Origin of the sequence: Massilia orientalis (assembly GCF_030411975.2) — a bacterium.
GTDB classification, from domain to species: domain Bacteria; phylum Pseudomonadota; class Gammaproteobacteria; order Burkholderiales; family Burkholderiaceae_D; genus Telluria; species Telluria orientalis.
This window is the reverse complement of record NZ_JASNRB020000018.1, coordinates 73,549-96,596: the sequence shown is the minus strand read 5'-3', so window position 1 is coordinate 96,596 and position 23,048 is coordinate 73,549. Positions and strand designations below refer to the sequence as shown.

The following is a 23,048-nucleotide window of genomic DNA, read 5'->3' as shown; positions in this document are numbered from 1 at the left end:
GTGGTAAATGTTAGTGCGTCACGCGCGTCGTGTATCCGTTGCTGAGCAAACGTACGCGCTCGCCCGGCCTGAACATCTCGTCGGCCGCCTGCGTGATGGAACGCAGTTCGCCGTTGTCGAGCTTGACGGTAATTTCAAACCCCGGCCGGTTGTTGGCCTGGTTCTCGACGCGGTTGCCGATGATGCCGCCCGCGACGGCGCCCAGGATGCCGACCGCGGCCGAGCCGTTGCCGCCGCCGACCTGCGAACCGCCCAGGCCGCCCAGCGCGGCGCCGGCCATCGTGCCGACGCCGGATTCCGGATTCGCGATCGTCACGTTGCGGACGGATTCCACGGTGCCCATGCGCACCGATTGTTCATTCATCGTCTGGTAGCTGCTGTAGACGCTGCCCGAGTTCGACGGACCCGCGCACGCGGCAAGCAGGGCGGTCAGCGGGACGAGGGCGAGGATGGCGATGCGTTTCATGTTTACTCCAAAGCAATTAATAAGCGACATGGAGGCGGCGATACAAAAAACCAAGCACGAACAGCGGACCGATCAGCAGGAAGCGCACGTCGTCGAAGAACGACGGTTTCTTGCCCTCGATCTTGTGCCCGATGAATTGGCCGATCCACGCGACGACGAAGATCGCGATCGACAGCGGCAGCACGGTGAACGGCGGCATCAGCGCGAGCAGCGCCAGCATCACGGCGCTCATCAACAGCATGCCGAATGCGAACGGCGGCGACAGCCGGAAGTAATACACGAGTGCCGCAAGCACCGCGACGACGGCGACGGCCGGGTGGATGCTCCACAGGATGCCCAGCAGGGTGAACACGATCACGGGCACGCACACAATATGGATCAGCTCGTTGGTCGGATTGCGGTGGCTGTCGCTGTACTGGTCGAGCAGCACGTCGATGGTCCGGGGCATCGTGGTCTCCTGTCCTGTGGTGCTTTCGATTCTACACCCGTGATTACGCCGCGGCCGGGACAGGCGCAGGGACTCTTGGCACCGCGCCCATGTGCATGTACGGATTCGCGGCGAACAGCTCGGCCACCCATTCGACGAACACGCGCACCTTCGCGGACAGGTGGCGGTTCTGCGGATACACGACGTGGATCGGCAGCGGATCGCTGCGCCAGTCCGCCAGCACCTGCACCATGCGCCCCGTCGCCACGTGCTTGTCGAGCAGGTAGTCCGTCATCTGGATGATGCCGAGGCCCGCCAGCCCCGCTTCCACGTAGGCGTTGGAATCGTTCAGCGCGATCACGCCGCGCATGGGCACTTCGATCCGTTCGTCGCCGCGGTTGAAGTCCCAGTCGTAGATCTTGCCCGTCTTGGCCGAGAAATAATTCACGCAGCGGTGCCGGTCGAGGTCGCGCGGGTGCTGGGGCATGCCGTGGCGCGCGATGTAGGCGGGCGACGCCGCCGTCAGGAAGTTGACGACGCCCACGCGCCGCGCGATCAGGCTCGTGTCGCCCAGGGCGCCGCCGCGCACCGCGCAGTCGACGCCTTCCTCGACCAGGTCCACGGGACGGTCGGAACTGCCCAGTTCCAACATGATGTCGGGATAGCGCTCGAAGAAGTCGGGCAGGGCGGGCACGAGGATCTCGCTCGACAGCCCCGTCGGCGAATCGACGCGCAGCCGGCCGCTGGGCGACAGGCGCGTGCGCGACAGCGATTCCTCGGCGTCGCGCACGTCGGACAGGATGCGCAGGCAGCGCTCGTAATATGCGGCACCGTCCGTCGTCACCGTCACCTGGCGCGTGGTCCGGTGCAGCAGCTTGGCCGACAGTGCCCCCTCGAGCGCCTGCACGAGTGTCGACACCGTCGCCTTGGGCAGGTTCATCATCTCGGCCGCCCGGGTGAAGCTGCCGGCGTCCACGACCTGCACGAAAACTTCCATCGCTTGTAACTTGTTCATACTAGATCGGCATCATATAAGCGGTGAGAATGCGTGATTGTTCAAAAATCTGAACAATGGATTCGCAATTGAGCTATTTATTAGATTCTAGTCGAAGTTTATAGTGTCGGTACGGTAGCTGATAGTTTCGATATTTGACACACCCAAGGAGAGGATCATGAAAGCGCATCGCGATGGAATCGCGGCAGTGTTCGGGCTGATACTCGGCGTCGTGGCCATGGCAGGCACGGTACTCACCGACGAGTACGCGCATGCGGCCGGTGCCGAGGCACGCGGATACGATGCGTTGTTCCACGTCGTCGCCACGGGCGAACAATGCGATGCGACCGCGATCCCGGCCGTGCTGGTGGCGTCCAATGAGGTAAATCGATGAGCGCAGCGCGCAAGCCGGACGACGGCCATACGCTGGCGGTACGTGACTTGCAGGTCGTGGGCGCGGAAGGACCGCTGGCGGCCCGCCTGTACAAGGCTGCCGTCGACGGCAAGCGCGATGTGCTGATCGTGTTCTTCCATGGCGGCGGCTTCGTCGACGGCGACCTGGAAGATGCCGATCCGTTCCTGCGCCACCTGTCCGAGGCGAGCGGCTATCCGGTCGTGCTGTCGTCGACCTATACGCTGGCGACGGTGAAGCCGTTCCCGGCCGCCGCGGAAGATGCGCATGCCGTGCTGCTGTGGGCAAAGAAGAACAAGACGAAGCTCGGCTGGACCGGCAAGCGCATGCTGGTCGCGGGCATCGAGGCGGGCGCGAACCTCGCCGCCGTGTGCACCCTGATGGCGCGCGACCGGGGTGCGCCGCGGCTGGCTGGCCAGATCCTCTTGATGCCGATGCTGGACCCGGGCCTCTCGACCTGCTCGATGCGCGAGATGCCGACCTGTCCCGACAAGGCGAAGGTGTTCGACGAATGCGCCGCCGCCTACCGGGGCTACCTGCCGCACGCGGCCGACCGCAGCCATCCGTATGCATCGCCGCTGCAGTCGAGCCGTTTGAAGAACCTGCCGCCGGCCTTGATCCTGTCGATCGAGGACGACCCGCTGCGCGACGAAGCGGAAGCCTACGGCGGCAAGCTGATCCAGTCGGGCGTGCCGACGACGGTCAGACGCCTGCAGGCGGCGCAAGCCCTGCAGGAACCGAATGCGCGCGACACGTGTGCCTGTCGGGGCCACGCGTTGAGCGAGATTGCCAACTTCATTGCCGGACTCGACGAGGAAGACGAACCGGCCAGTAGCTAACGCCGCAGTTCACGTAATTGATCCCCCGGATCAATTACTTTACCACCAACGATAAAACGTGCCTGCGAGGCACGGAAGACCTGTCTTTTCCTGCAAAAGCCTGGAAAGGACCGTTTTCGTCCAATCATTAAAAGCTAGTTAATAACCGGAGGGCTAACCATGAAAACGATTCAACAATTCCAGATGGCCGTGCGACCCGTCGTGCTGGCGCTGGGCGCAGCCGGCGTCGCCGCCCTGATCGCCGGATGCTCCGACGCGACCGGCAAGGCAGCCGAGGCGCAAACCCAGGCGCAGGCAGGTCCGCCCGTGTCGGCGGCCGCCGTGCTCGAAAAGCCGGTCGCCGAAACGCAGGAATTCTCGGGCCGCCTTGAAGCCATCGAGCGCGTCGAGATCCGTCCGCGCGTGTCGGGCTACATCACCGCCGTCAACTTCAAGCCGGGTGCGGAAGTGAAAAAGGGCGACGTGCTGTTCGTGATCGATCCGCGTCCGTACCAGGCCGAAGCCGAGCGCGCCATCGCTTCCGCGAAATCGGCCCGCGCCAAGGCCGACCTGGCCCGCACGGAACTGGCGCGCGCCGAGCGCCTGCTGGGCGACAAGGCGATCGCGCAGCGCGAATACGATGCGAGCCTGTCGAGCCAGAAGGAACTGGACGCGTCCGCCCGCGCCGCCGAAGCGCAGGCCGACGCCGCGCGCCTGAACCTGTCGTACACCCGCGTCGTCGCGCCCATCGACGGCCGCGTGTCGAAGGCCGAGATCACCCTCGGCAACCTGGTCGATGCATCGGCCGTGCTGACGTCCGTCGTGTCGCTGGACCGCATCTACGCCAGCTTCGACGGCGACGAAGAGACCTATCTGCGCGTCGCCAAGCAGGCGCACGACGGCCAGTCGGTGCCGGTGAAGGTGGGCCTCGTCAACGAAGAAGGCTACCCGCACGAGGGCAAGCTGGAATTCGTCGACAACCAGCTCGACTCGCAGACCGGCTCCGTGCGCATGCGTGCCACGTTCGAGAACAAGGACCGCAGCATGGCGCCCGGCCTGTTCGCCCGTGTGCAGATCGGCGGCGGCGACGCCAAGCCCGCGCTGCTGATCACGGACCGCGCCATCGGCACGGACCAGAGCCACAAGTTCGTGTTCGTCGTGGGCGCGGACGGCAAGGCCGAGTACCGCGAAGTGAAGCTCGGCCCCGTCGTCGACGGCCTGCGCGTGGTGCGCGCCGGCCTGAAGCCGGGCGAGAAGATCGTCGTCAACGGCCTGCAGCGCGTGCATCCGGGTGCGCCCATCACGGCGCAGGTGGTGCCGATGGTCGCGTCGCTCGCGCCTGCGAAAGCGCCCGCCAAGGACGCGAAGCTGGCCATGGCGGACACGAAGTAATCCCATAGGAATCGAGGGACAACAACAATGAACATCTCACGCTTTTTCGTCGACAAGCCGATCTTCGCGGCCGTGCTGTCGGTGCTGGTCTTCGTGGCCGGCCTCATCTCGATCTTCGAGTTGCCGATCTCCGAATACCCGGACGTCGTGCCGCCCTCCGTGGTGGTGCGCGCCCAGTACCCGGGCGCCAACCCGAAGGTGATCGCGGAAACCGTCGCGACGCCGCTGGAGCAGGAAATCAACGGCGTCGAAAACATGCTGTACATGACGTCGCAGAACACCTCCGACGGCGCGCTGATGCTGACGGTGACCTTCAAGATCGGCACCAACGTGGAGCAGGCCGAGACGGCCGTGCAGAACCGCGTCCAGCGCGCGCTCCCGCGCCTGCCGGACGAGGTGCGCCAGATCGGCGTCACGACCGTCAAGAGCTCGCCCAACATCACGATGGTGGTCCACCTGCGCTCGCCGGATGGCCGTTATGACGACCTCTATCTGCGCAACTACGCCACCTTGAACGTCAAGGACGAACTCGCGCGCATCAACGGCATGGGCGAAGTCCAGCTGTTCGGTTCGGGCGACTACGCGATGCGCGTCTGGCTCGATCCGCAGAAGGTCGCGGCACGCAACCTGACCGCCAGCGACGTCGTGAACGCGATCCGCGAGCAGAACGTGCAGGTGGCGGCCGGCGTCGTCGGCCAGGGCCCGTCGAAAGGCGCGGACTTCCAGCTGACCGTCAACACGCAGGGCCGCCTGCAGTCGGTCGAGGAGTTCGGCAACATCGTCATCAAGACCAATGCCGACGGCGCGACCACCTTGCTGAAGGACGTCGCGCGCCTCGAAATGGGCTCGAACTCGTACGCCCTGCGCGCGCTGCTGGACAACCAGTCGGCCGTCGCGATCCCCATCTTCCAGGCGCCGAACGCCAACGCGCTGCAACTGTCGTCCGACGTGCGCGCCAAGATGAAGGAGCTGTCGAAAGATTTCCCGGAAGGCGTCGAATACAGCATTGTGTACGACCCGACCCAATTCGTGCGTGAGTCGATCGACTCCGTGATCCACACGCTGATCGAAGCCGTGATCCTGGTGGCCATCGTCGTCATCGTGTTCCTGCAGACGTGGCGCGCCTCGGTGATCCCGCTGCTGGCCGTGCCGGTGTCCGTCGTCGGCACGTTCGCGGTGATGCTCGCCTGCGGCTTCTCGATCAACACGCTGTCGCTGTTCGGCCTCGTGCTCGCCATCGGTATCGTGGTCGACGACGCGATCGTCGTGGTGGAGAACGTCGAGCGCAACATCGCGAACGGCCTGAATCCGCACGACGCGACCGTGCAGGCGATGAAGGAAGTCTCCGGCCCGATCATCGCGATCGCCCTCGTGCTGTGCGCCGTGTTCATCCCGATCGCGTTCGTGTCGGGCCTGACCGGCCAGTTCTACCGCCAGTTCGCGCTGACCATCGCCATCTCGACCGTGATCTCCGCGTTCTCGTCGCTGACCCTGGCCCCGGCCCTGTCGGCCGCGCTGCTGCAGTCGCACCACGCACCGAAGGACCGCCTGACCCGCATGATGGACGCCGTGTTCGGCCGCTTCTTCGCCGGCTTCAACCGCTTCTTCGGCCGCTCGTCGCATGCCTATGAAGGCGGCGTGAAGGGCGTCCTGAAGCGCAAGAGTGCCGCGCTGGGCGTGTACGTGCTGCTCGCCATCGCCGGCGTCTTCATGTTCAAGGCCGTGCCGCCCGGCTTCGTGCCGGCGCAGGACAAGGCTTACCTGATCGGCTTCGCGCAACTGCCGGATGCCGCCTCGCTGGACCGCACGGACGCCGTCATCCGCAAGATGTCGGACGTGGCCAAGCAGATCCCGGGCGTGGAATCGTCGGTCGCGTTCCCGGGCCTGTCGATCAACGGCTTCACCAACGCGCCGAACGCCGGCATCGTGTTCACCACGCTGAAACCGTTCGACGAACGTAAAGGCAAGGAGCAGAGCGCCGACGCGATCGCCGCCGAGATCAACAAGCGCATGGGCGCCATCGAAGACGCGTTCGTGATGGTGCTGTCGCCCCCGCCGGTGAACGGCCTGGGCACGACGGGCGGCTTCAAGATGATGATCGAAGACCGCGCCGGCGTCGGCTACGACGAGCTGTATAAAGCCGTGCAGGCCGTCCAGGCCAAGGCGTGGACCGACAAGCGCCTGCAAGGCGTGTTCTCCGGCTACCAGATCAACGTGCCGCAGCTGTTCGCCGACGTCGACCGCGTGAAAGCGAAGCAACTGGGCGTGCCGCTGGCCGAGATCAACCAGACCTTGCAGATCAACCTCGGTTCGCTGTACGTGAACGACTTCAACCAGTTCGGCCGCACGTACCAGGTGCGCGTGCAGGCGGATGCGCCGTTCCGTTCGCAGCGCGAGCAGATCGCGCAGCTGAAGGTCCGCAGCGACAAGGGCGAGATGATCCCGTTGTCCTCGCTCATGAAGGTCAAGGACACGTATGGTCCGGATCGCGTGCAGCGCTACAACGGCTACGTCGCCGCCGAGCTGAATGGCGGTCCGGCACCGGGCGTGTCGTCGGGCCAGGCGCAGGCCGCGATGGAAGAAATCGTCAAGGCCACGCTGCCGAAAGGAATCTCGTACGAATGGACGGACCTCACGTACCAGGACATCCTGGCCGGTAACACCATGCTGTACGTGTTCCCGCTGTGCGTGCTGCTCGTGTTCCTCGTGCTCGCCGCGCAGTACGAAAGCTGGACGCTGCCGCTGGCCGTGATCCTGATCGTGCCGATGTCGATCCTGTGCGCCCTCATCGGCGTCAAGCTCACCGGCGGCGACAACAACGTGTTCACGCAGATCGCCCTGTTCGTGCTGGTGGGTCTCGCGTCGAAGAACGCGATCCTGATCGTGGAATTCGCGCTGGAGCTGGAACACCATGGCCGCAGCATCGTGGCCGCCGCGCTGGAAGCTTGCCGCCTGCGTCTGCGTCCGATCCTGATGACGTCGATCGCATTCATCATGGGCGTGGTGCCGCTGGTGCTGTCGCACGGCGCAGGTGCCGAGATGCGCCACGCGATGGGCGTCGCCGTGTTCGCCGGCATGCTGGGCGTGACGTTCTTCGGCCTGTTCCTGACGCCGGTGTTCTACGTCCTGCTGCGCACGCTGGCCAAGCGTTTCGAGAAGCCGAAGCATGCCCACGCCCACGACACGGCGCCGAATACCGTCGTCGATGGCGACCACGCACCGGCCCTGGAAGGAAACTGATATGAAAACGATGATTGCAAGGGGCGTGGCCCCGCTGATGGCGGCCCTGCTGCTGACGGCGTGCGCCGCCCCGGAATTCAAGCAACCGGCGATCACGACGCCGACGGCGTTCAAGGAGTCGCAAACGGTGCCTGCCGGCGCAGCCAATGACGTGCGCAGCGCCGCCGACGGCACCACGTGGACGGTCGGCCGTCCGGCCGAAGCCCAGCCGCGCGGCGAATGGTGGCGCGCCTTCCACGACGAGACGCTGAATGGCCTCATCGCGGAAGCAGCGGCCAACAACCAGAGCCTGACGGTGGCCGCCGCCCGCGTGAAGCAGGCCCGCGCCATCGCGGGCATCGCCGAAGCGGACCGCATCCCGCAGGTCGGCGTCGGTGTCGGCGCGCAGCGTGAACGCCTGTCGCCGCTGGAAGCGTCGCTGCCGAAGGGTTCTCCCGTCGCGCCGGCGAACGTCTATAGCGCGCGGCTGTCGGCCAGCTACGAAGTCGACCTGTTCGGCCGCGTGTCGTCCAACGTGGCGGCCGCCCGCGGCGACGCCGGCGCGGTGGAAGCGACGTACCGCTCCGTGCTGCTGTCGCTGCAGGCCGACGTGGCGCAGACCTATTTCCGCCTCCGTTCTCTGGATGCGGAAATCGCGACCGTCAACCACACGGTGCAGCTGCGCGAAGAGAGTGTGCGCGTGACGGGCCGCCGCTTCGACGCCGGCGACATCGGCGAATTCGACCTGTCGCGGGCAAAGACGGAACTGGCGACGGCGCGTTCGGAAGCGATCGGCCTGCAGCGCCAGCGCGCCGCGGCGGAACACGCGCTGGCCGTCCTGCTGGGCAAGCCGGCGTCGAACTTCACCGCACCGTCGGCGCCGCTGTCGGATGTCGCCGCGCTGCCGGTGATTCCGGCCGGCCTGCCGTCCACGCTGCTGGAGCGCCGTCCCGACATCGCCAGCGCCCAGCGCTCGATGGAAGCGGCGAACGCCCGCATCGGCGTGGCCCGCTCCGCGATGTTCCCGGCGCTGAACCTGTCGGCAGGCGCCGGCGGCGTCGGCACGAGCTTCGCCGAGGTGTTCAAGTGGAGCAGCCGTTCGTGGCTGCTGGGCGCCGCGCTGTCGATGCCGCTGATCGACGGTGGCCGCAACCGCAACAATGTCGTGCGCAGCGAGGCCGCGCTGGAAGAAGCGGTAGGCTCCTATCGCCAGAGCGTCCTGACGGCCTTCGCCGAGGTCGAGGACAACCTGGCCGGCCTGCGCATCCTGGCCGGACAGAGCGCCGAGATCGAGGCGGGCGTGATCTCCGCCCGCCGCTCGGCCGACCTGGCGCAGAAGCTGTACGACGCGGGTCGCGGCAGCTACCTCGAACTGCTGGACGCGCAGCGCAACCTGGCGAACGTCGAGCGCAACGCCGTGCAGCTGCGCGGCGACCGTGCGATCACCACCGTGGCGCTGATCCGCGCTCTGGGTGGCGGCTGGGATGCCACTACCCGCGCGGACGATACCGCGCAGGCGCGCAACTGAAGACGAAGTCCCTGGCCTTACTGTGATTCCGGTAATGCCCTTTGCGGCGGTACGTGTGAGCGTATCGCCGCTTTTTTCGTGCGCGGGCTAGAATCGCGCCATGACCGATTCTTCCCCGCTCACCGGCCTCGCGCCCGTCATTGCCCCCGACACGCGCATCCTCGTCCTGGGCAGCTTTCCGGGCGCCGCATCGCTCGCGGCCCAGCAGTATTACGCGCATCCTCGTAACCAGTTCTGGAAACTGGTCGGCGCGCTGGTCGGCGAGGATCTCTATTCACTGCCGTATGCGGACCGCCTGCCGCGCCTCGTCGCGCACCGCTTCGGCCTGTGGGACGTATTGGCCGCGTGCGAGCGCGAAGGCAGTCTCGATTCCGCGATCCGCAATCCGGCAGCCAATGACTTCGAGCGCTTGCACCGGTTGTGTCCCGAACTGGAAACGGTCGGGTTCAATGGGCAGACGTCGGGCAGGTTCGCGCCGCAGTTCGCGGAGCAAGGGTATCGGACCGTCGTGCTGCCGTCATCGTCGCCGGCGCACATGGCGCTGACGTTCGAGCAGAAGCTGGCAAGCTGGAGGCGGTTGCTTCGCGATTGAACCGGTCAGCGAAAACCGCGCCTGCTCCAGTACTGGCCCGAATAATGGCCGCATGACGCAAGCTGCACGCGGCCGCTGCCATCGTTGACGATGTCCAGGCACTTGCCCGGGCCCGTGAACTGGTTCCACAAACGCAGCCCCGGGCCGGGGCCGGTCTGGTCCATGTGCCACAGCTGGCCCGTCACGTTGGCGCAGGACGCCATGTGCACCTGGTCGTTGGTGCCGTCGTTGACCACGTCCAGGCACATGTCCGCGCCGGCAAAGCGCGTCCGCAGGCGCACGAAGCTGTTCTCGGCGTCGGGCGCAATCTCCCACATCTGGCCTGAATAGCGCCCGCAGCGGGCCATGTGCAACTGGTCGCGGTTATCCGCGTTGACGATATCGAGGCAGTGATTACGCCCCGTGAATTCCGTGTGCAGGGTCACGGCGGGCGGGTTGGCGCTGGCGGCTTGGGAAACGGCAGCGAACAGGAGGGGGAGCAGTCGTCGCATTGTCTTCTCTTGGGTGGATAAATCGGTTGGCGCGGCGGGCGCTATGCCTCCGCCGCGACCAGCGCGGCCAGCACCTGCGCCTCGAATTCGCGTACCGGCAGCGGCCTGCCGAACAAATAGCCCTGGAAGGAATGGCATCCGTGCGCGACGAGAAAATCGCGTTGCGCGGCCGTCTCCACGCCTTCGGCGATCACGTCCAGTCCCAGGCCCCGCCCCATGGCGATGATCGTCTGGGCCACCATCGCGTCGCGATGGCTGGCCGGCAGCTCGTCGACGAACGACTTGTCGATCTTGAGCTGCGTGAGCGGCAGCTTGGTCAGGTAGTTGAGCGAGGAATTGCCGGTGCCGAAGTCGTCGAGCGAGATGCTGAAGCCGTTGGCCCGGAGGACGTGCAGCTTGCGGATCGACGCGTCGAGGTCGCCGAATGCCAGGCTTTCCGTGACCTCGAGCTTCAGCTTGTCCACGGGCGCCCCCGACCGCCTGACTTCGGCGAGGATGTCGTCGACGAAGCTTTCCGACTCGAACTGGCGCGCACTGATGTTCACGGCGAGGGTCAGGCCACGCATGGCCTCGTGACGCGCCCATGCGGCGAGCTGACGGCAGGCCGTGGCGAGCACCCAGCGCCCGATCGGTCCGATCAGCCCGGTCTCCTCGGCCAGCGGAATGAACGCGGCGGGAGAAAGGGCGCCGCGTTCGGGGTGCGTCCAGCGCAGCAGCGCCTCGGCCCCGATCGGACGCCCGCAGGCATCGACCTGGACCTGGTAATGCAGCGTCAGCGCGTCGTCGCGGAGGGCGTCGCGCAACGCTTTCTCGAGCCAGTTGCGGTCGTCGAGCTCGGCCTGCATCTCGTCCTCGAAGACACGCACCGTGTTCCGTCCGCTCTGCTTGCTCTTGTACAGCGCCAGCTCGGCCTGGCAGAGCAGGGCGTCGGGGCTGTCCGCGCCGTCGCGAAACAACGTGACGCCGAGCGAGCCGGTGCAGGTCAGCCGGTGGCCGTCGAGCATCATCGGCTCGGCGATCGCCGTCCTGATGGCGTCGGCGGCAAGCAGCGCGCGGGCCGCCGCCGTGTTCCTGTCCGTGCCGAGGCGTTCGGTCAGCAGCACGAAGCTGTCGCCGCTGAACCGGCCCAGCGTATCGTCGTCGCGCTGGATCGAACGGATGCGGCGCGCCACTTCCACGAGCAACTGGTCACCCACGGCATGGCCAAGGGAGTCGTTCAGCTTCTGGAAGTGGTCGAGGTTCACCATCATGACGGCGCCGAACTCCCGGGCGCTGCCGGCACCGGCCATGGCATGGGCCATGCGGTCTGCGAGCAGGAAGCGATTCGGCAGGTCGGTCAGGTGATCGAACGACTTGAGGCGCTCGGCAAGGGCACGGGCCTGTTTTTCCGCCGTGATGTCCTGCAGGTTGCCGACATAGTGGATCGTCCGGCCCTGCGCGTCCGGTACCGCCGTGATCGAGAGCCGCGCCGTGTACAGGCTGCCGTCGCGGTGACGGTTGATCACCTCGCCGGTCCAGTACCCGGTCGCCGTCAGCGTCGACCACATGGCGTGGTAAAAACCGTCCTCGTGCAATCCGGAGCGCAGGAGCCGCGGACTCTGGCCGATGGCTTCCAGGGCTGCGTAGCCGCTGATGCGGGTGAACGCGGCGTTGACGCGCTCGATGTGTCCCTGGGCATCGGTGATCAGCATGCCATCCTGGCTTTCGAAGGCGACCGAGGCGACGCGCAGTTCGCGCTCGGCGCGGCGGCGTTCGGTGATGTCGCGCGCGACGGCAAGGACACCCGCGGTCTCGCCGTCGTCCGCCCGGATCGGCACCTTGATCACTTCCAGGTCGCGCAGGGTGCCGTCCGGCGCAGCGATCGCTTCCTCGTACCTGTGCGTCTGGCCCGTGCGCAGGACCTGCTCGTCGCTTTCCTTGCTGAACGCGGCGAACGCCTTGTCCGCGAACAGGTCGTCGTCGGTGCGCCCGATGATCCTGTCCTCCGGCAGGCCGAGCAGGGACTGGGCGCCGGCATTGCAGTGGACGTAGACGTTGTTCCTGTCTTTCAGCGCCATGGCATCGGGGCTGTTTTCGACCAGCGTGCGGAGCTGGGCTTGCTCGACCATGAGCGCGCGGGCGGTCCGCTGGATCTCGGCGGTGCGCGCATGGACGGCGCGGCGCAGGAACCGGATCCACAGCAGGGTGGCGGCCAGCGCCGAGAGCGCGCCGAGGATCACGAACGCAAGGATGCGCAGATAGGGCCGGAACTGTATCGGCTGGTTGAACCACTTGTGCCGCAGCGCCTCGCGCTCCGCCGGCGTGATGCGCGCCATGCCTTGCTCGACGAGATCGAAGGTCGCCTTGTCGCCCTTGGCGACGGCCCAGCGAAACTGTCCCGAATACAGCGTAAAGGTTTTGGCGAACTTCTTCTGGTCGCGGTAGAGATAGAGATAGTAGTTTGCCGGACTGTCGTCCATGCAAAAGATCTTGATGTCGCCGGCGCGGACGGCATCCAGGATGGCGACGTAGCCGGGGTAGGCGACCTGGTTCGTGATGCCTTGCCTGGCCAATTGTTCGGCGCAGGCATCGCCGCGCTGCACGCCGACCAGGAAGCCGTTCAGCGACTGCACGTCATGGATGCCTGAAATCGACGGATCGACATAGATGCCGACCGTCTGCGTGTCGTACGGCCGGGAGAAATCGTAGAGCGCATCGCGCCCCGGGGTCCGGAAAATCATGTCGATTACGTCGGCGCGGCGGTCCTGCATCGTCTGGAGTGCGTTGCTCCACTGCATGGGCTGCAGGTCGACGTGGACGCCTGTCTTTTGTTCCCACAGGTGCCAGAGGTCGACGATATATCCCTCGGGGCGCCCGTTGCTATCCAGGAAAAGATAAGGTGGATAGTTGTTGTCGGTAACGACGTGCAGGGTCCTGCCGTCGGCGTGCAACGCGTATGCCAGCAGCGCGCACACCAGCACGAGCCGGCGGCGCAAGACGCTTCCCGGCGAGATGGAAGCCATCAAGCCCATTGAGTTCCCTCCGCACGCTGTGCCTCGGCTGCGTGCCGGTGCCGGCCCTGGCAGCACGGCGGTTATCTGTCTTGTGTCGGTCGAGGCTTAGTCTGCTGACCCGATATTTTTTGATTGAAAGCTTAGCATGGATATTGGGAAACTTTACAAGATTATGGCTTCGTGGCAACAAAAGCTGGAAGTGTCCCCCCTTTTTTTTCGCAGCAACGTCCCCATATCGGTGCCATCCCCATTCACGGCGCCACGAACCAAGCCGGCGCCGCTTTTCCCGACCCCAGCAGGCAATGCGTGACCAGCGTCCCGAGGATGACGCTGCGATGGCCGTTTCGCCATCCCGGGCGCGTGCCATACGGAGGGGCAGGGATCACATTGAAAGGAAATCCATGAAAGAAGATCTGATCGAAATGAATGGCAAGGTCACCGAAGTGCTGCCGGAGATGCGTTTCCGCGTGGACCTCGAGAACGGTCACCAGCTGGTCGCGTACACGTCCGGCCGGATGAAGAAGAACCACATCCGTATCATCGCCGGCGACCGCGTCACGCTGGAGATGTCGCCGTATGACCTGAACAAGGGCCGCATCGTGTTCCGCCATCTCGAAACCCGCGGCACCCCCGCGCCGTCGGCCGCGCGCCAGCGCCGCCGTTGATCGGCGGGCGACAGCGATACAACGGCCGCCGACGCGGCCGTTTTTCGTTCTAGTAGATGCGGACGCTGTTCGCGCTCTGGCGTTTCAGGTGCGCCAGCTTGGCCGAGTACAGCTGGCGATTGTCCGACTTCGTGCTCGTGTCGATCGCCAGCGCGAGCTGTTCGCGCGCTTCTTTTGCCTCGCCCAGCTGCAGCAGCGTCACCGCCAGCCAGAAGTGGAACTCGTCGTAGTAGGGCGCGCGCTTGACTTCGCGTTCGAACAGCTTGCGCGCGGCGTCGTAGTCGCCTGCCTTGAGCGCGACCATGCCCTTGTCGAAGTACTGGAACGGCGGGACCGGCTCGATGCTGGCCACGCGCCGCGCCATCTCGGCCGCTTCGGCCGTGCGGCCCGTCGCGGCCAGCAGGGGGCCCAGGTTCTGCATCACGACGAGGCTTTCCGGTTCGCGTTCGAGGGCCGTGCGCAAGGCCCGTTCGGCCATGACGAGGTCGCCGTGGCGCTGGTAGATGACGCCCAGCGTGTTGTAGGCGATCGCGTTCGGCGGATTGGTCGCCACCGCGGCGCGTGCCCACCAGTAGGCGTCGTCGATCTTGCCCCGCACGAGCGACTCGGCGGCGCGGTTGTTGAGGTACAGCGCGACGATGTCCTCTTCTTCCAGCTGGCGCGTATGGAAGCGGCTCGCTTCCGGCGGCGGCAGGAAATCGACGACCAGTTCGTGCTCCGACGTCTCGTCGTACAGCAGGCCGTTGCGCTTGCGGTGGCCCAGCGCGATGTTGACGTGCGACGCCACGAGATAGATGCCGCCGTCGCGGCTCCAGGTCTCGTCCGCGAGCACGCTGCGGAAGCGCACCGTCATGCCGAGTTCGCGCGCGAAGGCGGCCGTCATGACGACGAGCGACAGGCAGTTGCCGGCGCGCGCCTCGTACGTTTCGGCCGCCGTGCGGGTGCGGCTGGAATCGTATTCGAGCTTCAGGTCGGTCTTGCTGTACAGCGCGTCGATCAGGCCCCGTTCCAACCCCTTGCTGCGCAGATGCGCTTCGAAGGCGGGACTGTGCACGTAGGCCTGCATGGCTGGGCTCAGTGTGAACAGGTTGTGTGCGCCGATGGTCTCGGACGGCGGCTTGAACGACGCGTCGGCGAACAGCGGGGGCGGGGCACTCAGTTGCGGTGTGCCGGCGCAGCCGGCCAGCAGCAAAGGTAATACGAGCAATAGGGACGCCAGGCGTTTCATGTCTCCTCCTCGGCCGGCGATTCGTCGATTCTCATTCTTGTGAATGAAGTATCTGCCGGTCCGGGGCGGAAGTAAAGACGCGCTACTGGTCGTCGTGGAAGGCTTCGTGCAGCTCGTCGAGCAGCTCGGCCGTTTCCTCGTCGGAGAGGCCCAGGTAGGCGAGCGCGCGCGCGCCGCCCTTGTTCCATTCGAGCGATTCGGCGTCGCCCTGGTATTTGCAGATCGCGCTTTCGGCCAGCAGCGACAGCGCGACGAGCGAACGCACCGTCGGCGTCGTGTTGGCGTCGTCCAGGACCGCGTAATCGTGGTGATGCAGGATGGACCACGCGACGTCTTCCGACAGGCCCCAGTTGCGCGCCAGCAGGGTGCCGATCGCCGTGTGGCTCGTGTTGTGGCGCTCTTCTTCCAGCGCCGTGAACGGACGCTCCGTCTCCAGCGACGCCGCGGCGTACGTGCCGGCGTAGTCGGGGAAGCGGTCCATCAGCAGCGGCACGCCGGTATCGCAGAACAGGCCGAACGTGTGCGCCACGTCGGCCTCGCCGATACGCAGGCGGCGCGACAGGAACACCATCGCCTCGGCGCGGCGGCTCGACACTTCCCAGAAGCTGGCCAGTGCCGCGCTGTTGGCCGGGATCGCCCGGCGCGCGAGCAGGCCCGTCATCAGGGACGCGACCTGGTTAATGCCGAGGAACAGGATCGCCTGCTCGATCGACTTGGCCTTGCGCCGGCCCCCGAAGATGGATGAATTGGCAAGCTTCAGCAGCGCGCCCGACATGCCGACGTCGCTGGCGACGATGCGGCCGATGGCGGCCGGGCTCGGATCGGACGACGCGAGCTCCCGTTGCAGGTCGGCGAGCAGGCTGGGACGCGGCGGGATCCGGATCGACCTGATCAGGGCGTCGACGGGATCCTCGGCGACGGCGCTCGGGCGCGCCAGGGCAGCTGCTGTACTCATGACGGGAAGGGAACAAAATGATGCTGCACGGAAATCCGTGCGAAGTTTGTCACTATAAACCAGTGCCGTTGAAGTTGCAGCAAAGTATTGCTTTTGTGTAGCAAAACCGACAGTGCGACCTGTCAAATCTTAACAATATAGAATTGCTCCATGTCCTCAACCATCCTTGCCGATATTGATTTTCTAGCACCCTCGCATCTGGTCGCGCGCCAGCTGATCGGCGTCACGGTGCTCGTCGACGGCGTCGGCGGCCGCATCGTCGAGACGGAGGCCTATGACGGCGAGGATCCCGCGTCGCACAGCTATTCCGGCCCGACCGACCGCAATTTCGCGATGTTCGGCCCGCCGGCCCACGCCTACGTCTACCGCTCGTACGGCATCCACTGGTGCCTGAACTTCGTCTGCCGGGAAGAGGGGCATGGCGCCGGGGTGCTGATCCGCGCGCTCGAACCCGTGACGGGCATCGAGACGATGGCCGAGCGGCGCGGCACGCGCGACCACTGGCTGCTGTGTTCCGGGCCCGGCAAGCTGTGCCAGGCACTGGGCGTGACGCGCGACCTGAACGGCCGCTCGCTGGCCGCGGCGCCGTTCGAACTGGCGCCGGCACCCTCCGGCATCGACGTGGTCAGCGGGCCGCGCATCGGGATTTCGAAGGCCGTCGACGTGCCCTGGCGGTTCGGCCTGGCCGGGTCGCGCTGGGTCAGCAAGCCGTTCCGCTGAACGCTTAGCGGCCGTTGGCGGCCCGCGCCCGCGCACCGTTTGCCTGCGGTCGTGGCGCTTCTTCCTCGTCTTGCGTCGCATGATGCGCGAGCGCGGGCAGGCCGCGCATCGCGCTGTCCGCGGCACGCCGTTCGATCGGGGCCGGTGCCTCGTCCTGGGCATCCTCGATGCGGAAGATAGCCACGGCGCGCGCCAGGTTGACGGTCTGCTCGTGCAGGCTGGCCGCCGCCGCCGCGGCCTGTTCGACGAGCGCGGCGTTCTGCTGCGTCATGTCGTCCATCTGGCCGACGGCGAGATTGACTTCGGCGATGCCCTCGGCCTGCTCGCTACTGGCGGCGCTGATGCGGTTGATGATGTCGTTCACCTGCTGCACCGACGCGACCACGCTGCCCATGCTGGATCCCGCCTCGTTGACGGAGGCGCTGCCGTTGTCGATGATCGCGACCGAATCGGCGATCAGCGCCTTGATTTCCTTGGCCGCGGAGGCGGAGCGCTGCGCGAGCGTGCGCACCTCGCTGGCGACGACCGCGAAGCCGCGGCCCTGCTCGCCGGCGCGCGCCGCTTCGACGGCGGCGTTCAGCGCGAGCAAATTGGTCTGGAACGAGATGCCGTCGATGACGCCGGTGATCTCGACGATCTTGCGCGAGCTGGCGCGGATCGATTCCATCGTGGCGACGGCGCGGTCGACGGCCTGGCCGCCGCCGGCCGCCAGCCGCGCCGCCTCGGCCGCGAGTCCCGTTGCCAGGCGCGCGTTGTCCGCATTGCCCTTGACGGCCTGGGTCAGCGTCTCCATCGCGCTCGCGGTCTGCTGCAGGGAACCGGCCTGCAGCTCGGTGCGGGTCGACAGGTCCAGGTTGCCGCTGGCGATTTCCTTCGATGCCGTGTCGATCGAGCGCACCGAATCGAGCACGCTGCGCAGCGTCGTGTTCAGGTTGGCGATGGTCTGGTCGAGCGCGCGCGCCGTGTCGGCGATTTCGTCGCGGCCGTCGTTGTGGGCGCTCGCGCACAGGCGGCCTTCGGCCAGTTCGCCCACGACGGCCGAGATGGCGCCGATGTCGCGCAACATCGCGCGGCGGACGAACATCGTGACGGCCAGCGACGCGGCGATCGACAGCAGCACCAGCGCGGCCATCCACGTGCCCAGGTCGTGGAACTCCGTGCGCGCGGCGGCGTAGGCCTGTTCGCTGAGCGTCTTTTCCAGCGCGGCCAGTTGGGCCAGTTGCTGGTTCAGCACCATGAATTCCTTTTCCGCTTTCTGCATCGAGTTGGTGGCGATCGACTGGTCGACCTGCGCCATCTCGATGGTCTCCTGCACGGCCTTGCGGTAGGCCGCCAGCGCGGCCAGCGACGCGTCGACGGGCTTGCGTTCCACGCCTTCGGTCGTGCGCGCGAGTTCCTGCAACTGCGCCTGCACGGCGGCGTGGCGCTTGCCGATGTCGGCGATCAGCGCGTCGAGACGGTTCTTGGCGAAGCTGCCGTTGATCCAGGCCAGCAGTTGATAAGCGTTGGCGTGGACGTACTTGGCGTCGCCCGCCACGTCGGCCACGTTTTTCAGGCGCGCCGCGCGGACCTGCACCATGTTTTCCAGCGACGCGTTCTGGCGCACCATCCCGTACCAGGCGGCACCGGACAGCATCAAGAGCAGCACCAGCACCATGCCGGGCGCCAGCAGCAGCTTCGGACCGATCCTCAGTTTTTTCAGCATGTTGCGCTCCCGCTTAAAAAAGAACGCGGGCATGCCGCCCGCCAGAACAACGAACGCGGGCATGCCGCCCGCGTGCACGACCTATTGCTTCTTGTAGAGCCCGGCCTCGAGCACGACGCCGTCGACGAGCAGGATATACGTCGTCTTCGGCTCGATCTTGCCCGTGGTCGGATTCTTGTACTGGTAGTCGACCCAGCCCTTGCCCTTGGCGGCGGCCAGTTCGATGATCTCGCGGCGGTATTTCTTGCCGTTCGCATCGGGCACGTCGGTCAAGTCCTTGCCGACGATCGACGGGTTGTACGGGTGGGCCAGCACGATGCCGGTCTTGACGTCGCGCATGTCGATGTACAGCGAACCCTGGACGAATTCCGGATCCTTGGACGTGATGCGTTTCATGACTTCTTCCTTGCCCTTGGCCTTGACCATCGCGGCGCCGCGCTCGGCCATGGCGATCGCATCTTTCTCGGTCGGTTCGGCCGCCAGTGCGCCGGCGCAGGACAGGGTCAGGGCGGTAGCGACTACGGTTGCGGTCAGCTTCATAGGATGTCCTTTCGGGGGAAAAGATGAATAGGTCTGAATGTTGCCTATTTGCATTTCCTACTCTACGCCGCGGCCCCAGCCGGGCTGTTGTGCTAACGCAAGTAGCGCCCGATGTGCCGCCGCAACGGCAACGCTGATCTTTCGCAGGGCATGTGGAAATCAGTGAGAAACGGAATCGGAACTTGACTGATGGCAACTCAAAGGCGAGGCCGCCTCCCTACCATCGGTTCCTGTCGGCAATTATTTCCATGCGTCACCTTTTGCTGCCATCAACCACTTCCCTCAGGAGAAATCCCGTGACCCTCGACGCAACCCCCGCCAAGTTCAAGCCCTATACCCGCCAGTCGATCCAGAACGCGCGCCAATGGCAATGGCTGAGCCCGGATCTGCAGGAAGCAGTGCAGGTGGTGTCCCACGTGCTGCCCTTCCGCACGAACGAATACGTGATGGAGCAGCTGATCGACTGGAGCAATGTTCCGGATGATCCGATCTATCGCCTGACGTTCCCCCACCGCGACATGCTGCCCGCGCGCGAATACGAGCAGCTGCGCGACCTCGTGCTGGTCAAGAAGGACGACGCCGCGATCGCGCAGCTCGTGCACCAGATCCGCATGCGCATGAATCCGCACCCGGCCGGGCAGATGACGCACAACGTGCCGCGCGTGAACGACGCCCCGCTCAAGGGCTTGCAACACAAGTACAAGGAAACCGTGCTGTTCTTCCCCAGCGCGGGCCAGACGTGCCACGCCTATTGCACCTTCTGCTTCCGCTGGCCGCAGTTCGTGGGCATGGAAGAGATGAAGTTCGATGCGCGCGAATCGACGGAACTGGTGTCCTACCTCGGCACGCATCCAGACGTGACGGACGTCCTGATCACGGGCGGCGATCCGATGATCATGAATACGCGCTCGCTGGCCGAGTTCATCGAACCGCTGCTGGCGCCCGAACTGGCGCATATCCAGAACATCCGGATCGGCACCAAGTCGGTCGCATACTGGCCGCAGCGCTACGTGTCGGACAAGGACAGCGACGACCTGATGCGACTGTTCGAAAAAGTCGTCAAGGCCGGCAAGAACCTCGCGCTGATGGGGCATTACAACCACGCCGTCGAGCTGCGCCAGCCGGTGGCCCAGCAGGCCGTCAAGCGCATCGTCGGCACGGGCGCCACCTTGCGCATGCAGGGGCCGCTGATCCGCCACATCAACGAAGACCCGAACAGCTGGGCCGAACTGTGGACGACGGGCGTGCGCCTGGGCGCGATCCCTTATTACATGTTCGTCGAGCGCGACACCGGGCCGCGCGAGTACTTCGCGCTGCCCCTGGCGCGCGCGCACGAGATCTTCCAGTCCGCGTACAGCATGGTGTCGGGCCTGTCGCGCACCGTGCGCGGGCCGTCGATGAGCGCGTTCCCGGGCAAGGTCGTGATCGACGGCGTCGTCACCATCAACGGCGAAAAGCTGTTCGCGTTGCAGTTCCTGCAGGCGCGCAATCCGGACTGGGTGCGCCGGCCGTTCTTCGCGAAATACGATCCCGACGCCACCTGGCTCGATCACCTGAAGCCCGCGTTCGGCCGCAAGAAATTCTTCTTCGAGGGCGGCGAGGACGATCACGACACGTTTGGTGCGGCGGGCCGCGTGATCCCGATCCAGGCTGTCCAGGCGCAGGACCGGCGTGCCAGCGACAGTCAACCCGACGCGGCCTGACCCGCAGGAGATGTCCATGGAAACCGACCAGAGCCAGTCGCGCCTCAACGGGGTGGCAGTGTTTTTCTACGTGTTCCTGCCGTTCGCGCTGGGGCATTACCTGTCCTCGCTGCTGCGCAACGTGAACGCCGTGCTGGCACCGCATCTGGTCGGCGCGCTCGCGCTGACGCCGGGCCAGCTCGGCCTCCTCACCAGCGCGTTCTTCTTCGCGTTCGCCCTCGTCCAGCTGCCGGTCGGGATCGCGCTCGACCGCTACGGCCCGCGCAAGGTGCAGGTGGTGCTGTTGATGCTGGCGGCCATCGGCGCGCTGTTGTTCGCCACCGGCCGCTCGTTCGGCCAGCTGGTGCTGGCGCGCGCCATCATCGGCTGCGGCCTCGGTGGATGCTTCATGTCGGCCGTGAAGGCGATCTCCACCTGGATCGCGCCCACGCGCCTGCCGTCCGTGCAGGGCTACCTGATCGCCGTCGGCGGGCTCGGCGCGGCCTCGAGCACGATGCCGGTGCGGATGCTGTTGCAGCACACGGACTGGCGCGGCCTGTTCATGCTGCTGTCCGCGCTCACCGCCTGCAGCGGCCTGCTGATCTGGCTGGTCACGCCCAGGTCGCAGGCGCCCGGCGGCGCGCTGCCCACCGTGCGCTCGGTGCTGGACGTGTACCGCGCGCCCGCGTTCCGCGCGACGATCTCGCTGGTGCTCGTGCCGCATGCGATCTTCTTCGGCATCCAGGGCCTGTGGATCGGGCGCTGGCTGGCCGACGTGGCCCGTTTTCCCGACGCCGCCGTCGCCTACCTGCTGTACATGGGCATGGCGTCGGTGATCTTCGGCGCCATCGCGGTCGGCATGATCACGGAATGGGCGGGGCGGCGCGGCATCGAGGCGCTGGACGTGGCCGCCGTCGGCGTGTTCCTCTTCATCCTGGTGCAGGTCGTCATCGTGTTGAACTGGCGGCCCAGCCTGCAGCTGCTGTCGGTGCTGTTCACGCTCGTGGGGACGATCACCGGGATCGAATACGCGATCGTGGCCCAGAGCCTGCCGCGCACGCTGACGGGACGCGCGGCGACGTGCCTGAACCTCCTGATCTTCATCGGCGCGTTCCTCGTGCAGGCGGGGTTCGGGCTGATCGTCGGCCTGTGGCGCCCCGACGCTGCCGGCCACTTTCCGGCGCTCGCCTACCGCGTCGCATTCGGCGTGCTGGTGGCGCTGCAGATGCCTGGCCTGCTCGGGTACGTCCACGACTTCCTTCGGCGCCGTCAAGTAAAATGCGGCATCGCTTTGCTCACCCAGAAGGAAGAATATGAGATTGGTTCGTTACGGTCGCCCCGGTAAGGAAAAACCGGGCCTGTTCGACGAAGAAGGCCGCCTGCGCGACCTGTCCGGCGTCATCGACGACGTCGACGCGTCGGTGCTGTCGGAAAAGGCGTTGCGCAAGCTCGCCAAGGTCGACTGGAAAACGCTGCCGGTCGTCCGCGGCAACCCCCGCTTCGGCGTGCCGGTCAAGGGCGTCGGCAAGTTCATCGGCATCGGCATGAATTACTCCGACCACGCGGCCGAAGTCGGGGCCCCGATCCCGAAGGAACCGATCATGTTCATGAAGGCGACGTCCTGCCTGAACGGCCCGGACGATCCCATCCAGCTGCCGAAAGGCTCGAAAAAGACCGACTGGGAAGTCGAGCTGGGCGTGGTCATCGGCACCCGCGCGCAGTACGTCGACGAAAAGGATGCGCTGAAATACGTGGCTGGATACTGCGTCGTCAACGACGTCTCGGAACGCGCCTACCAGTTCGAACTCGGCTCGCAGTGGGATAAAGGCAAAGGCTGCGACACCTTCGGCCCCGTCGGTCCGTTCCTCGTGACGAAGGACGAGATCTTCGACGTGCAGGACCTCGACCTGTACCTCGACCTGAACGGCAAGCGCGTGCAGACCGGGAATACGTCGAAGATGATCTTCACGGTCGCGCAGATCGTCAGCTACCTGTCGCGCTTCATGACCCTGGAACCGGGCGACATCATCACCACGGGCACGCCGCCAGGCGTGGGCCTCGGCCGCAGCCCGCAGCGCTTCCTCAAGAAGGGCGACAAGCTGCGCCTCGGGATTGCGGGGCTGGGCGAGCAGCAGCAGGAAGTGGTCGCGTTTCCCAAAGCCTGATATGGCCCGTGGCCTTTGATCCGTCATTCCCGCGCAGGCGGGAATCCAAGTTCGTA

General features: G+C 65.9%; 20 protein-coding genes. 11 read left to right on the top strand and 9 right to left on the bottom strand.

Translation table 11 applies throughout. The annotated features are described in order from the left end of the window. Nucleotides 1-10: 10 nt before the first annotated feature. The 3 genes from QPK29_RS25190 to QPK29_RS25180 are packed head-to-tail and all read right to left on the bottom strand — an operon-like array spanning nt 11 to nt 1,908. Nucleotides 11-466: an outer membrane lipoprotein gene (locus QPK29_RS25190; protein WP_036236083.1), complete on the bottom strand. Its 456-nt coding sequence runs from the start codon at nt 464-466 to the stop codon at nt 11-13. Nucleotides 467-482: 16 nt separating this feature from the next. Then, entirely contained in the window at nt 483-914 is a 432-nt protein-coding gene (locus tag QPK29_RS25185) for an Mpo1 family 2-hydroxy fatty acid dioxygenase (RefSeq protein WP_056124490.1), read from the bottom strand. A gap of 43 nt (nt 915-957) precedes the next feature. After that, nucleotides 958-1,908: a LysR family transcriptional regulator gene (locus QPK29_RS25180; protein WP_371768882.1), complete on the bottom strand. Its 951-nt coding sequence runs from the start codon at nt 1,906-1,908 to the stop codon at nt 958-960. A 157-nt stretch (nt 1,909-2,065) separates the two neighbouring features. Here QPK29_RS25180 and QPK29_RS25175 point away from each other — a divergent pair, with 157 nt between their 5' ends. The 6 genes from QPK29_RS25175 (at nt 2,066) to QPK29_RS25150 (ending at nt 9,848) form a co-directional block, all read left to right on the top strand. Then, a complete protein-coding gene (locus tag QPK29_RS25175) occupies nt 2,066-2,281 on the top strand; it encodes a hypothetical protein (RefSeq protein ID WP_160409453.1) in 216 nt (71 codons plus the stop codon). Further along, a complete protein-coding gene (locus tag QPK29_RS25170; RefSeq protein WP_371768883.1) occupies nt 2,278-3,138 on the top strand; it encodes an alpha/beta hydrolase in 861 nt (286 codons plus the stop codon). The genes QPK29_RS25175 and QPK29_RS25170 overlap by 4 nt, the downstream gene beginning before the upstream one ends. Nucleotides 3,139-3,297: 159 nt before the next feature. Beyond that, on the top strand, nt 3,298-4,509 hold the full coding sequence (locus QPK29_RS25165; RefSeq protein WP_371768884.1) for an efflux RND transporter periplasmic adaptor subunit: 1,212 nt from the start codon (nt 3,298-3,300) through the stop codon (nt 4,507-4,509). A gap of 27 nt (nt 4,510-4,536) precedes the next feature. Beyond that, on the top strand, nt 4,537-7,749 hold the full coding sequence (locus QPK29_RS25160; protein WP_056124476.1) for an efflux RND transporter permease subunit: 3,213 nt from the start codon (nt 4,537-4,539) through the stop codon (nt 7,747-7,749). Between the two features lies 1 nt (nt 7,750). Further along, nucleotides 7,751-9,256: an efflux transporter outer membrane subunit gene (locus QPK29_RS25155; protein WP_371768885.1), complete on the top strand. Its 1,506-nt coding sequence runs from the start codon at nt 7,751-7,753 to the stop codon at nt 9,254-9,256. A gap of 100 nt (nt 9,257-9,356) precedes the next feature. Next, nucleotides 9,357-9,848, top strand: a complete 492-nt coding sequence (locus QPK29_RS25150) for a DNA-deoxyinosine glycosylase (RefSeq protein ID WP_371768886.1) — start codon at nt 9,357-9,359, stop codon at nt 9,846-9,848. A gap of 5 nt (nt 9,849-9,853) precedes the next feature. Here the strand turns inward: QPK29_RS25150 and QPK29_RS25145 are convergent, their stop codons facing one another. Continuing rightward, a complete protein-coding gene (locus tag QPK29_RS25145) occupies nt 9,854-10,339 on the bottom strand; it encodes an RICIN domain-containing protein (protein WP_371768887.1) in 486 nt (161 codons plus the stop codon). Between the two features lie 41 nt (nt 10,340-10,380). Then, nucleotides 10,381-13,341, bottom strand: coding sequence for an EAL domain-containing protein (locus tag QPK29_RS25140; RefSeq protein WP_371768888.1), 2,961 nt, complete (start codon nt 13,339-13,341; stop codon nt 10,381-10,383). Nucleotides 13,342-13,733: 392 nt separating this feature from the next. On the opposite strand from QPK29_RS25140, the gene infA reads away from it, so the two are divergent. Then, nucleotides 13,734-13,997 (top strand): translation initiation factor IF-1, encoded by a 264-nt coding sequence (gene infA, locus QPK29_RS25135; RefSeq protein ID WP_056124464.1) that lies wholly within the window; start codon nt 13,734-13,736, stop codon nt 13,995-13,997. A gap of 49 nt (nt 13,998-14,046) precedes the next feature. Here infA and QPK29_RS25130 read toward each other — a convergent pair whose 3' ends face one another. Next, a complete protein-coding gene (locus QPK29_RS25130; RefSeq protein WP_371768889.1) occupies nt 14,047-15,225 on the bottom strand; it encodes a tetratricopeptide repeat protein in 1,179 nt (392 codons plus the stop codon). A gap of 82 nt (nt 15,226-15,307) precedes the next feature. Then, nucleotides 15,308-16,180, bottom strand: a complete 873-nt coding sequence (locus QPK29_RS25125; RefSeq protein WP_371768890.1) for an HDOD domain-containing protein — start codon at nt 16,178-16,180, stop codon at nt 15,308-15,310. A gap of 150 nt (nt 16,181-16,330) precedes the next feature. On the opposite strand from QPK29_RS25125, the gene QPK29_RS25120 reads away from it, so the two are divergent. Then, complete coding sequence (locus QPK29_RS25120) at nt 16,331-16,900, top strand: DNA-3-methyladenine glycosylase (RefSeq protein ID WP_371768891.1); 570 nt, start codon at nt 16,331-16,333, stop codon at nt 16,898-16,900. A 4-nt stretch (nt 16,901-16,904) separates the two neighbouring features. Here QPK29_RS25120 and QPK29_RS25115 read toward each other — a convergent pair whose 3' ends face one another. Both QPK29_RS25115 and QPK29_RS25110 read right to left on the bottom strand, forming a co-directional pair. Then, complete coding sequence (locus QPK29_RS25115) at nt 16,905-18,605, bottom strand: methyl-accepting chemotaxis protein (protein WP_160409447.1); 1,701 nt, start codon at nt 18,603-18,605, stop codon at nt 16,905-16,907. Between the two features lie 81 nt (nt 18,606-18,686). Next, on the bottom strand, nt 18,687-19,145 hold the full coding sequence (locus QPK29_RS25110; protein WP_371767166.1) for a cache domain-containing protein: 459 nt from the start codon (nt 19,143-19,145) through the stop codon (nt 18,687-18,689). A gap of 296 nt (nt 19,146-19,441) precedes the next feature. On the opposite strand from QPK29_RS25110, the gene QPK29_RS25105 reads away from it, so the two are divergent. From QPK29_RS25105 to QPK29_RS25095, 3 genes are read left to right on the top strand one after another with little or no spacing between them, the layout of a single operon-like run. After that, the gene (locus QPK29_RS25105; RefSeq protein WP_371768892.1) at nt 19,442-20,848 is read left to right on the top strand and encodes a KamA family radical SAM protein; all 1,407 of its coding nucleotides are present in this window, start codon (nt 19,442-19,444) and stop codon (nt 20,846-20,848) included. Nucleotides 20,849-20,864: 16 nt separating this feature from the next. Beyond that, nucleotides 20,865-22,172: an MFS transporter gene (locus QPK29_RS25100; RefSeq protein WP_371768893.1), complete on the top strand. Its 1,308-nt coding sequence runs from the start codon at nt 20,865-20,867 to the stop codon at nt 22,170-22,172. Then, nucleotides 22,141-22,992 carry a fumarylacetoacetate hydrolase family protein gene (locus QPK29_RS25095; protein WP_056328261.1) on the top strand — a complete coding sequence of 284 codons (852 nt, stop codon included), beginning with the start codon at nt 22,141-22,143 and terminating at the stop codon, nt 22,990-22,992. Before QPK29_RS25100 ends, QPK29_RS25095 begins: the two co-directional genes overlap by 32 nt. The last annotated feature ends 56 nt before the right edge of the window (nt 22,993-23,048 follow it).